The organism is Alcanivorax sp. HI0044 (assembly GCF_001634945.1).
The window spans coordinates 1-11,169 of record NZ_LWEZ01001230.1; the positions used below are offsets into that span (position 1 = coordinate 1).

The window sequence follows — 11,169 nt, forward strand, 5'->3', positions numbered from 1 at the left end:
CGTTGCGGCAGAAAAGGCAGACAGAAATGAGGCGGGATGGACGGAGGGGCAACCAAAGAGGGGCAGAGAACGGCGAAGGATTACAACTCCTCGCCGTCATCTGCCCAATCATCATCTTCCAGCCACTCTTCCAGGCTTTCCATCAGCAGCTTTTCTTCCAGACGCTCTTCCAGATAATCATCCATTGTCTTTTTCCTTCTATCGTTTCACATGTTGTCCGTGAAATTAGACAGAAAGAAAGTGACAAGTTCATGAAAGGTAACGCCAGATGCCTGACGCAGGATGCCTGACAAAGAAAAACCGGGAGCACGCAAGGACAAAGGCAAGAACTAACAACGCAGGAACAGCGACCGTTTTGCGTCAAACATCAGGCATTTGGCATCAAGCGTGCCGTTTTCAGCGTTTTTCACACACAAAAAAGGCCCTCCCGAAGGAGAGCCTTTCTTGCTGAATAGTGGCGGAGCGGACGGGACTCGAACCCGCGACCCCCGGCGTGACAGGCCGGTATTCTAACCAACTGAACTACCGCTCCACTTATCCCTTTCGGAATTCTTTCACTTGCTAAATATGGTGGGTGATGACGGGATCGAACCGCCGACCCTCTGCTTGTAAGGCAGATGCTCTCCCAGCTGAGCTAATCACCCTTGTTCGCGCTGCGAAGTGGGCGCCATTTTAGGGATTGGGCCGGGGGTGTCAACGGCTTTTTTTCAGAAAGCCGTTCGTTTGCCTAGAAAATGGGCGATACGCCTAAAACTTGGACAAAACAGCCACAAAACCGGCGAAAATGGCACCGATCCATGCAGAGCACCACAGACGATCTACCCTGCCTCCAGCGCCTCAATTCTCGCTTTTGCCTCTTCCAGAGTGAATTTTCCCGGCAGAGACTGCCCATTCGGCCTGGCAATCAGATAATGATGCACATCCAGCGCCCAGGTCTGTCGGTTCAGCTCGCCCTCCTCGATGATGGAGTAACCGGTTTCCCCCCAGGCTATGGCATTACCAATCATGGTGCGGACTCACCAATGACCCGGGCCAGCATGATATCGGCCAGGTCATCCAGGCTCAGCGACCCTTCACGGTCAAACCAGTTTGGGGCCCAGCCAGTCATCCCCGTCAGCAGGCGACGCATAATGAAAGGGTCCGTGGTGAATTCGCCCTGATCGTGCAATTCCGACAATACATCCAGCCACAGCTGCTCATAAATACCGCGTAATTTGAGCGCTCGAGCCTGCTTGTCTGCACTCAGACAGCGCCATTCGGTGACCATCACGGTCATCGCCTCGGCCGTATCTCCCACAATGGATTGCAGCTCCGCCCGAATCAGTGCCCGCAACTTGTCCTTTCCGGTCGCATGGGCCGCCACCGCCTGACGCAGCCGCTCGGTATTGAAGTGAATCACCTCCTCCATCACCGCATAGAGGATATCCTCCTTGGTCTTGAAGTGATGAAAGATGGAACCGCTTTGAATTCCCACCGACGCCGCAATATCACGGACCGTGGTGCGGTCGAACCCCTTATCCCGAAACAGGTGAGCCGCGGCACTGAGCAGACGCCCGCGGGGAGAATCATCGATTCCATTAATTGCCAGTGACTCAGCCATTGCTATCCTCTTTTTTGTATAGGGGCATTATCCCGACTCCGGTCTGCAAGCTGCAAGGGCAGCGCCACCACCCTGCTCCGATAAAACTGTAGGAGCTTGCTTGCAAGCGAACCGAGCCCAAGCGAGGAAATCGGTGACGTTTCCTTTCATGCTTTCAAAAAAACGTCCAAGAAATCTGGAATGCCAGATTGCTCCGACGTCAAGCCCGGAGATATGCCTCGATTGAGGCTGTGCTGACGCACGGTTCGCTTGCAAGCAAGCTCCTACAGCGGCATTCGAATAAATGCGCCGTCGACCCTCCAGGCCCTTTACAAACCAAGCGCTTGCTTGGTAGCTTACGAGACCATGAATTCACACGCAAATGGAGCCACCATGTCAGAGCCTGTTCGCATCGGCTGTGCCGCCGGATTCTGGGGCGATACCAACAGTGCTGCCTTCCAGTTGGTTCACCAGACCAAGCTGGACTACCTGGTGTTCGACTACCTGGCCGAAGTCACCCTGTCGATCATGGCCGGGGCGCGGATGAAAGACCCCAACGCCGGCTATGCCCATGACTTTGTCACCAATGTGATGGCCCCTCTCGCCAAGGACATCAAGGCGAAAAACATCAAGGTGATTAGCAACGCCGGGGGCGTGAACCCCCGTGCCTGCCGCGATGCCCTGCAAAAAGCGTTTACGGCCGCCGGCGTGGAAATGAAGATCGCCCTGGTAGAAGGGGACGACCTGAATACACGCCGCAACGATTTTGCCGATGTAACCGAACTGGACAGCGGCGCCCCCCTGCCCCCCATGACGGTCACCATGAACGCCTACCTGGGCGCCCTGCCCATCAAAGCGGCACTGGATGCCGGCGCAGACATCGTACTCACCGGGCGCATTGCCGACTCCGCTGTGGTGCTGGGCCCGCTGATGCATGAGTTCGACTGGTCCGCCGAGGATTACGACAAGCTGGCCCAGGGGTCGCTGGCCGGGCACGTGATCGAATGCGGCGCCCAATGCACCGGCGGCAACTTCACCGACTGGCGCGACGTGCCGGACTTCCACAAGATGGGTTTCCCGGTGGCCGAATGCCATGCGGATGGCCACTTTGTGATCACCAAGCCTGACAACACCGGTGGTTTGGTCACCTGCGCCACCGTGGGCGAGCAGATCGTGTACGAAATTGGCGACCCCCGAGCCTATTTGCTGCCGGACGTGGTGTGCGATTTTACCCAGGTGACACTGGAACAGGTCGGCGAGCATCGAGTCAGCGTCTCCGGCGCCCGGGGCCTGCCCCCCACGGACAGCTATAAAGTCTCCGCCACCTACCCGGACGGCAACCGGATTACCGCCTCCTTTTTGATGGGGGGCATCGATGCACCCGCCAAAGGCCAGGTAGTCGCCGACGCCATACTCAAAAAAGTGGCCGGTCTCTTTCAGCAGCTCGGCATGGCCCCGTTCCGCGACACCAGTGTGGAAGTGCTCGGCAGCGAAAGTACCTATGGCGCTAATGCCCGCCGCGCGGACACCCGTGAAGTGGTGGTCAAAATCGCCGCCCTGCACGATGACAAGAAAGCGCTGGGCCTGTTTGCCCGGGAAATCGCGCAGGCCGCCACCGGCATGGCGCCGGGCCTTTCCGGCCTGGTCGGCGGCCGCCCCAAACCCTTCCCGCGCATCCGCCTGTTTTCTACCCTGGTAGAAAAAAGCGCAGTAACCGCCACTGTGGACCTGGATGGCAACACGCAATCCGTCGACATCCCCACCGGTCAGGTCTTTGATGCCAGCGCCCTGCCCCAGGACACGGACTACGGCACCGCCAACGACGATACTGACACCGACACCACAGTGCCCCTGGTCAAACTGGCCTGGGCTCGCAGTGGCGACAAGGGCAATCATGCCAACATCGGCGTCATCGCTCGCAAGGCGGAATATTTGCCTTACCTGAATGCGGCGCTGACCGAGCAAAGTGTGGCCACATACATGCAGCACGTGCTGGACCCGGACGCAGGCAGCGTGCACCGCTGGTCCATGCCCGGCATGAATGCCTTCAACTTTCTGTTGAAAAACTCCCTGGGCGGCGGCGGCATCGCTTCGCTGCGCATTGACCCGCAAGGCAAGGCCTTTGCCCAGCAGCTACTGGATATGCCTGTAAAAGTAAGCAACGAAATCGCCAAAACACTCACAGAAAATGAATAATTTTGTGGGAAGTCATGCTTGCATGACGAATCGACGCCCACCACGACCGAGCGCTATTCGCGATGCAAGCATCGCTTCCCACAAAGAAGGACAAACCAAGGACTAAAACATGTCATACCGTTCCGTCTTTAAAGAAAACCTGTTCGCCGGCCAGAATATCATTGTCACCGGCGGCGGCTCCGGCATCGGCCGCTGTACCGCCCATGAGCTGGCAGCACTGGGCGCCCGTGTTGTGCTCATCGGCCGCAAGCAGGAAAAACTTGATGCGGTGGCTGCAGAAATTGCCGAAGACGGCGGCCAGGCTCTGGGATTCGCTTGCGACATCCGCGATGAAGAAGCGGTGAAAGCCACCGTGGCCGATGTCTACAAGGCGGTCGAGGTTGTCCATGGGCTGGTCAACAACGCCGGCGGCCAATTCCCTTCCCCGCTCGCCTTGATCAGCCAGAAAGGCTGGGAAACCGTGGTACGCACCAACCTGACCGGCGGCTTTCTGATGGCCCGGGAAGTGTTCCTGCAGGGCATGAACAAAAACGGCGGTGCCATCGTCAACATCGTTGCCGACATGTGGGGGGGCATGCCGGGCATGGGCCACTCCGGCGCGGCTCGCGCGGGCATGGTCAACTTCACCCAGACCTCGGCCTACGAATGGGGCAGTTGCGGTGTGCGCGTCAACGCAGTGGCCCCGGGCTGGATCATGTCCAGCGGCATGGACACCTACCCGGAAGGCTTCAAGCAAACTCTGAAAACCCTGCGCGCCGCCGTACCGCTACAACGCATGGGCAATGAATCGGAAGTGTCCGGCGCAATCTGCTTCCTGCTCAGCGACGCGGCCGCCTTTATCAGTGGCGACACCCTGCGCATTGATGGCGCCGCCAGCCAGGGCAATGTGGCGATCTTCCCGCTGCCCGCCCACGACAAGAGCAAGCCGTTCGATGGCTTCCACCGTGCCACCACCCCGGACGTGTTCAAGGATCTCTAATGGCGACTCTCGACAGCGCACTTGACCCCAACAGCGAAGAATACCGCCAGAACCGCGAGGCCTTGCTCGCGGCCGTGGAGGAATTCCGTGCCATCGAACAGGCCGTCGTGGATACCGCGGAAAGCAAACGCGCCAAGTTTGAAAAGCGCGGCCAGCTGCTTCCCCACGAACGTATCTCCCGGCTGCTGGATGCAGGCTCCCCGTTTCTGAGTCTGATGAATCTGGCCGGCTATAAGATGCACGACGACAAGGACGGCACCGAAGCCGGCGGCAGCACCATTGCCGGCATTGGTTATGTGTCCGGTGTCCGCTGCCTGGTCACCGCCTCCAACTCGGCCATCAAGGGCGGCACTATTTCCCCCTCCGGCCTGCACAAGACCCTGCGCCTGCAGCGCATCGCCCTGGAAAACAAACTGCCGGTGGTCAGCCTGGTGGAATCCGGCGGTGCCAACCTGAACTACGCCGCAGAAGTGTTCGTGGATGGCGCGCGCACCTTTGCCAACCAGGCACGCCTGTCCGCCGCAGGCATTCCGCAAATCACCGTGGTTCACGGCAACGCCACCGCCGGCGGCGCCTACCAGCCGGGCCTGTCCGATTACGTCGTGGTGGTTCGCGAACGCGCCAAGATGTTTCTGGCCGGCCCGCCGCTACTGAAAGCCGCCACCGGGGAAATCGCCACCGACGAAGAGCTGGGCGGCGCCGAAATGCATGCAGGTACCGCCGGCACCGCCGAGTACCTGGCGCAATCCGATGCAGACGGTATCAGCCAGGCTCGAGATCTGGTGAAACTACTGGGCTGGCGCCGGGCGGCAGCTGATTCGCCCGAGCATGAAGAACCAAAATTTCCGCCGGAAGAACTGCTCGGCGTGGTCCCCGCTGACGCCAAGAAACCCTACGACGTGCGCGAAATCATCGCCCGCATCGTTGATGGTTCTGACTTTCTGGACTTCAAGAATGAGTGGGACAGTGCCACCGTCTGTGGCTGGAGCACCATCGAAGGCAAGCCCGTGGGCATCATTGGCAATAATGGCCCGATTACGCCACGCGGCGCCGCCAAGGCGGCTCAGTTTATCCAGCTGTGCGACCAGACCCGTCGGCCGTTACTGTTTCTTCACAACACCACCGGTTTCATGGTCGGTACCGACGCAGAACAGAACGGCGTCATCAAGAACGGCTCGAAAATGCTGCAGGCGGTAGCCAACGCGCGGGTGCCCAAAATCTCCATCGTGGTGGGCGGCTCCTACGGCGCCGGTAATTACGCCATGTGCGGGCGCGGCCTGGACCCGCGCTTCATCTTTGCCTGGCCCAATTCCAAAGTCGCCGTCATGGGTGGCCAGCAGGCCGGCATGGTGCTGCGCATCGTGGCCGAGGGAAAACAGCGGGCCAACGGTATCGAACCGGACCCCAAAGTGCTCGACATGCTGCAACAGACCACCGCCCAGAAACTCGACAGCCAGTCCACAGCACTCTACGGCACGGCGCGCTTGTGGGACGACGGCATTATCGACCCCCGCGACACACGCCAGGTGGTGGCCTACGCCCTGGATATCTGCGATGACGCAGAACAACGCCAGCTACACCCGAATTCATTCGGGGTGGCGAGACTTTAAACGTAATTGACAGTGGCCAATTAAAAGTTGACAGCGAAACAACGGACAGCACAGCGCCTCCGAACTGGGGTTTAGCTGTCAACTGTCCACTATCAACTTTCAACTCAAACACCTGAATAACTGACAAATACAGACATAGCAGCGCTCGATAAACCGAGCCAAACAAACACAGGGAGCCTCCCATGCAATTCACTCAGGAACACGAAGAACTTCGCCGTACCGTCCGTAATTTTGTCGACAAGGAACTGAACCCCCATGTGCGTGAATGGGAAGACGCTGGCCGTTTCCCCATTCACGAAGTGTTCAAGAAAATGGGCGATCTGGGTCTGCTCGGGGTCACCAAGCCGGAAGAGTTTGGCGGCATGGGGCTAGACTACTCCTACGGCATGGTTATGAGCGAAGAAATGGGCCGCGTCCATTGTGGCGGCGTGCCGTTGGCTGTGGGTGTACAAACCGACATGGCCACCCCAGCCATCGCCCGCTTCGGCTCCGATGAACTGCGTCGTGACTACCTGGCCCCCGCCATCGCCGGCGACATGGTCGCCTCCATTGCGGTTTCCGAACCCCATGCAGGTTCCGATGTGGCAGCGGTGAAAACCACCGCGGTGAAAGATGGCGACGACTACGTGATCAACGGCACCAAGATGTGGATCACCAACTCCCCCAGCGCCGATTTTTTCTGTCTGTTGGCCAACACCTCCGACGCCAAACCCCACGTCAATAAATCCCTGATCGTGGTGCCCAGGGATGCGGCCGGCATCACCGTGGACAAGCCCCTGAACAAGCTGGGCATGCGCTCTTCGGAAACCGCCCAGGTGTTCTTCGATAACGTGCGCGTGCCCCAGCGCAACCTGATCGGTCAGGAAGGCATGGGCTTCATGATGCAGATGATGCAGTTCCAGGAAGAGCGTTTGTTTGCCGCCGCCAACAGCCTCAAGGGTATGGAACATGTGATTGATGAAACCATCGCCTACGCCAAGGACCGCAAGGTATTCGGCATGTCGCTGATCGATAACCAGAGCGTGCATTTCCGCCTGGCCGAGCTGCAGACCGAAGTGGAAGCGCTACGCGCCCTCACCTACCAGGCCTGCGAACTGTATGTGAACGGCAAGGACGTCCTGCAGCTGGCCTCCATGGCCAAACTGAAAGTGGGCCGCCTGAGCCGCGAAGTGGCCGACAGCTGCCTGCAGTACTGGGGCGGCAATGGCTTCATGTGGGAAAACCCCGCCGGCCAGCTCTACCGCGATGGTCGCCTGGGCTCCATCGGCGGCGGCGCCGACGAAGTCATGCTGGGCATTATCTGCAAGACCATGGACATTCTGCCGGGCAAGAAACGCTAGATGCCGGATGCCGGATGCCGGATGCCGGATGCCGGATGCCGGATGCCGGATGCCGGATGCCGGATGCCGGACAAATTGTGTGTTTTGATTTTTTCGCGTCAAGCATCTGGCGTTCAGCGTCAGGCCCGTATTTTCGAAGGACAAACCAATGAGCCTACCGCAAACCGAAACAATCACCCTTAACCAGGACGGCCCGGTTCTGCATATCACGCTAAACCGGCCCGAAAGCCGCAATGCCATGAGCTTGACCATGGTGAACGAATTGATGGCGGTGTTTGAAAGCGTGGCCGGCGATACAACCATTCGCGCCATCGTTCTGCGCGGCGCCGACGGTCATTTCTGTGCCGGTGGCGACATCAAGGATATGGCCGGGGCGCGACAGCAGGCCGCCGGCGGCGACGATAATGCCTTCCAGACATTGAACCGCCGCTTCGGGGAAATGATCACCGCAGCCAACCGTCAGCCACAGGTAATGATCACCGTGCTGGAAGGGGCTGTCCTTGGCGGCGGCTTTGGCTTGGCGTGTATTTCTGACGTGGCCATCGCCAGCGAAGACGCCACTTTCGGCCTGCCGGAAACCGGGCTGGGCGTAATCCCCGCACAAATTGCCCCCTTTGTGGTAGAGCGTATCGGCCTGACCCAGGCCCGCCGCCTGGCGTTGACTGGCATACGCTTCAAAGGGAACGAAGCCCTGCGGCTGGGTATCGTGCATGAGGTTGCTGACAACAGCGACGCCCTGGATACCGCCCTGGAAAACACCCTGAAGGCGGTGCGTCGCTGCGCGCCCCATGCTAACCGGGTTACCAAGGAGCTGGTGCTGAACGTGGGCCACATTCCCATGAACACCTTGTTGGACCAGGCTGCCACCGACTTCGCCGCCGCCGTGAACAGCGAAGAAGGCCAGGAAGGCACCATGGCGTTCGTACAAAAACGCCCGGCGTCCTGGAACTCCCCAAGCTGAGCCGATACACCGTAGGAGGCTGCTTGCAGGCGAACCGATGTGGCAGATCCGTCACCGATGGTTCGCTTGCAAGCAAGCTCCTACAGGAAAGCATTTTCAACCGGAACACCGGTAAGGAATCACAATGAGCTTTGAAAAAATCCTGATTGCCAACCGTGGCGAGATTGCCTGCCGGGTCATCGCCACCGCCCAATCCCTGGGCTACCGGACCGTGGCAGTCTATTCCGAGCCGGATGCCGGTGCCCGTCATGTGCAACTGGCTGACGAAGCCGTCTGCATCGGCCCAGCCCTGGCCAGCGCCTCCTACCTGAACATGGACGCCCTGCTCGCCGCCTGCCAACAAACCGGCGCCGATGCGGTACATCCCGGTTACGGCTTCCTGTCCGAGAACGCCGCCTTCTCCAAGGCATGCAAAGAGGCGGGCATCACTTTTATCGGCCCTGATGAAGACGCCATTCAACTGATGGGTTCCAAACGGCTTTCCAAGATCGCCATGCAGAACGCTGGCGTGCCGTGTATCCCCGGCTATCAGGGTGAAGAGCAAAGTGATGAGCGCCTACAGCAGGAAGCAGAGCGCATCGGCCTGCCGTTGATGATCAAGGCCAGCGCCGGCGGTGGTGGCCGGGGCATGCGCGTGGTTACCGACGCCAGTGATATCAGCGCTCAGCTGAAAAGTGCCCGCCAGGAAGCGAAAAACGCGTTCGGCAGTGACGAGCTGATACTGGAACGCGCTGTCCTGCAGCCCCGGCATGTGGAAATCCAGGTATTCGGTGATCGCCACGGTAACGTGATCCATCTGGGCGAGCGCGACTGCTCAGTGCAACGTCGCCACCAGAAAGTGGTAGAAGAAGCGCCCTCCCCGGCAGTGAACGAATCCCTGCGCCAGCGCATGGGCGAGGCCGCCGTACAGGCGGCCAGGGCCTGCCAATATGTGGGGGCCGGCACGGTGGAATTTCTGCTGGCGCCGGAAGGTGACTTTTTCTTCCTGGAAATGAACACCCGCCTGCAGGTAGAGCATCCGGTCACCGAGCTGGTCACCGGTCTGGATCTGGTCGCCTGGCAAATCAAGGTCGCTAGAGGCGAAGCCCTGCCGCTGACCCAGGACCAGGTACAGCTCACCGGCCATGCCATGGAAGTCCGTCTCTATGCCGAAGACCCGGCGCAGAACTACATGCCGCAAACCGGCCCGGTATTGCGCTGGCAACCGGCCAGTGGTGACGGAATTCGCATCGATCACGGTCTGGTGGAAGGCGCCGAGATTGGCAGCCATTACGACCCCATGCTGGCCAAGATCATCGCCGTGGGCGACAGCCGCGAAGATGCACGCCGCCGGCTGATTCGTGCCGTGCAGGACACCACCCTGATGGGCGTAAACGACAACCGCCGGTTTCTGGCAGCGATCCTGGCCCACCCGGTATTCGCCAGTGGCGATGCCACCACCGCCTTTATCGGCGAAGACTTTGCCGACGACAGCAGCCTGGCCGGCGACGCCCCTGACAACACCCTGTGGGCACTGGCCGCTTTGCATCACTGTCGACGCGAAACACCCAATGACACCCTGCGAGGCTGGCACTCCAGTACGCTAGGAGCCCAACCGGTGGCGTTACGCAGCGGTGAACATAAACAGACGCTGTACATCCGCTATCTGGGCAACCAGGTCACCATCACTTTTGAGAACACCTCCGACACCCTCACGCTGACGCCGCTGAGCGGCGATCGCGTAGACGTGAACGGCGTGGAAGTGACCGCCAGCGTGATCCAGCATGGCAATCAATACTGGCTGCAGAGTCAAGGCCACACAGCCTGCTTCAGTGATGCTACCCACACCGCTGCCGGCAGCAGTGACCAGGCCGGTTCCGGCCTGATCCGTGCCCCCATGGACGGCGCCGTCATCGATGTGAACGTCAAAGCCGGCGATACCGTCAGCAAAGGGCAGGTTCTGGTGGTGATGGAAGCCATGAAAATGGAACACAGCCTCAAAGCAGACTGCGACGGCACCATTGAAGTACTGGATCTCAGCGTGGGCAGCCAGGTAAAACGCCAGCAATTGCTGGTTACTGTCACCCCGGATGCAGCGGAGTAACCCCCGTCACATTCGGTCAGTGACAATTTTCCCACGGAGAAGGACACTCCGCTGTGATCCAATAATCCGCGCCGGGCAGATCGGGCCAAAACGGCCCCCTCCGATTTCCCCGGGCACTGCCACCGGGCAGGGTGCTTGCCCTGCCCTGGTGCTACGGTTAAGGTAAGCGCCCGCTTGCCAACACTGGGCTACGGGCTTTTCCGGGCCTTCCAAGAACACAGACAATGGAGATCCTATGAGCAACGCCGACATCATCACGTTGCCCAAGCTTCTGTCCAAGGTTCCAGAGGTAATCACCAATCTTCCCGGCCTGATCAAGGGCTCGAAGATGGCGAAAATCACTGACACCAGCAAGCCATTGGGGCTGGGCGTTGCTATCGAGCGCGCCACCAGCATGAACCCGAATGGCGCTGCCGTGGTC

Annotated in this window: 8 protein-coding genes, 2 tRNA genes and 1 pseudogene; 7 read left to right on the plus strand and 4 right to left on the minus strand. The window is 59.7% G+C overall.

Translation table 11 applies throughout. The features are described from left to right. Nucleotides 1–455 precede the first annotated feature (455 nt). From A3730_RS17365 to A3730_RS17380, 4 genes are all read right to left on the minus strand, one after another. Nucleotides 456–532 (minus strand) — tRNA-Asp (locus tag A3730_RS17365). A gap of 36 nt (nt 533–568) precedes the next feature. After that, nucleotides 569–644, minus strand: a tRNA-Val gene (locus A3730_RS17370). A 174-nt stretch (nt 645–818) separates the two neighbouring features. After that, nucleotides 819–1,007, minus strand: coding sequence for a hypothetical protein (locus A3730_RS17375; RefSeq protein WP_063520823.1), 189 nt, complete (start codon nt 1,005–1,007; stop codon nt 819–821). Next, nucleotides 1,004–1,600 (minus strand): TetR/AcrR family transcriptional regulator, encoded by a 597-nt coding sequence (locus A3730_RS17380; protein ID WP_063520824.1) that lies wholly within the window; start codon nt 1,598–1,600, stop codon nt 1,004–1,006. The genes A3730_RS17375 and A3730_RS17380 overlap by 4 nt, the downstream gene beginning before the upstream one ends. A 372-nt stretch (nt 1,601–1,972) precedes the next feature. Here A3730_RS17380 and A3730_RS17385 point away from each other — a divergent pair, with 372 nt between their 5' ends. The 7 genes and pseudogenes from A3730_RS17385 to A3730_RS17415 all read left to right on the plus strand — a co-directional run. Next, complete coding sequence (locus tag A3730_RS17385) at nt 1,973–3,775, plus strand: acyclic terpene utilization AtuA family protein (protein ID WP_063538557.1); 1,803 nt, start codon at nt 1,973–1,975, stop codon at nt 3,773–3,775. A 109-nt stretch (nt 3,776–3,884) separates the two neighbouring features. Next, a complete protein-coding gene (locus tag A3730_RS17390) occupies nt 3,885–4,754 on the plus strand; it encodes an SDR family oxidoreductase (protein ID WP_063519684.1) in 870 nt (289 codons plus the stop codon). Beyond that, nucleotides 4,754–6,364 (plus strand): acyl-CoA carboxylase subunit beta, encoded by a 1,611-nt coding sequence (locus tag A3730_RS17395; RefSeq protein WP_063519685.1) that lies wholly within the window; start codon nt 4,754–4,756, stop codon nt 6,362–6,364. The genes A3730_RS17390 and A3730_RS17395 overlap by 1 nt, the downstream gene beginning before the upstream one ends. A 182-nt stretch (nt 6,365–6,546) precedes the next feature. Next, nucleotides 6,547–7,704 (plus strand): acyl-CoA dehydrogenase family protein, encoded by a 1,158-nt coding sequence (locus A3730_RS17400; RefSeq protein ID WP_063519686.1) that lies wholly within the window; start codon nt 6,547–6,549, stop codon nt 7,702–7,704. Between the two features lie 148 nt (nt 7,705–7,852). Next, nucleotides 7,853–8,665: an enoyl-CoA hydratase/isomerase family protein gene (locus tag A3730_RS17405; protein ID WP_063519687.1), complete on the plus strand. Its 813-nt coding sequence runs from the start codon at nt 7,853–7,855 to the stop codon at nt 8,663–8,665. A 124-nt stretch (nt 8,666–8,789) separates the two neighbouring features. After that, the gene (locus tag A3730_RS17410) at nt 8,790–10,748 is read left to right on the plus strand and encodes an acetyl/propionyl/methylcrotonyl-CoA carboxylase subunit alpha (RefSeq protein WP_063538559.1); all 1,959 of its coding nucleotides are present in this window, start codon (nt 8,790–8,792) and stop codon (nt 10,746–10,748) included. 235 nt (nt 10,749–10,983) lie between these two features. Beyond that, a pseudogene (locus A3730_RS17415) lies at nt 10,984–11,169 on the plus strand (long-chain-acyl-CoA synthetase); the annotation flags it as partial.

Coding starts and splice junctions, on each gene's coding strand:
- A3730_RS17385 (WP_063538557.1), top strand. CDS start 1,973: ATGTCAGAGCCTGTTCGCATCGGCTGTGCCGCCGGATTCTGGGGCGAT.
- A3730_RS17400 (WP_063519686.1), top strand. CDS start 6,547: ATGCAATTCACTCAGGAACACGAAGAACTTCGCCGTACCGTCCGTAAT.
- A3730_RS17410 (WP_063538559.1), top strand. CDS start 8,790: ATGAGCTTTGAAAAAATCCTGATTGCCAACCGTGGCGAGATTGCCTGC.
- A3730_RS17380 (WP_063520824.1), bottom strand. CDS start 1,600: ATGGCTGAGTCACTGGCAATTAATGGAATCGATGATTCTCCCCGCGGG.
- A3730_RS17405 (WP_063519687.1), top strand. CDS start 7,853: ATGAGCCTACCGCAAACCGAAACAATCACCCTTAACCAGGACGGCCCG.
- A3730_RS17390 (WP_063519684.1), top strand. CDS start 3,885: ATGTCATACCGTTCCGTCTTTAAAGAAAACCTGTTCGCCGGCCAGAAT.
- A3730_RS17395 (WP_063519685.1), top strand. CDS start 4,754: ATGGCGACTCTCGACAGCGCACTTGACCCCAACAGCGAAGAATACCGC.
- A3730_RS17375 (WP_063520823.1), bottom strand. CDS start 1,007: ATGATTGGTAATGCCATAGCCTGGGGGGAAACCGGTTACTCCATCATC.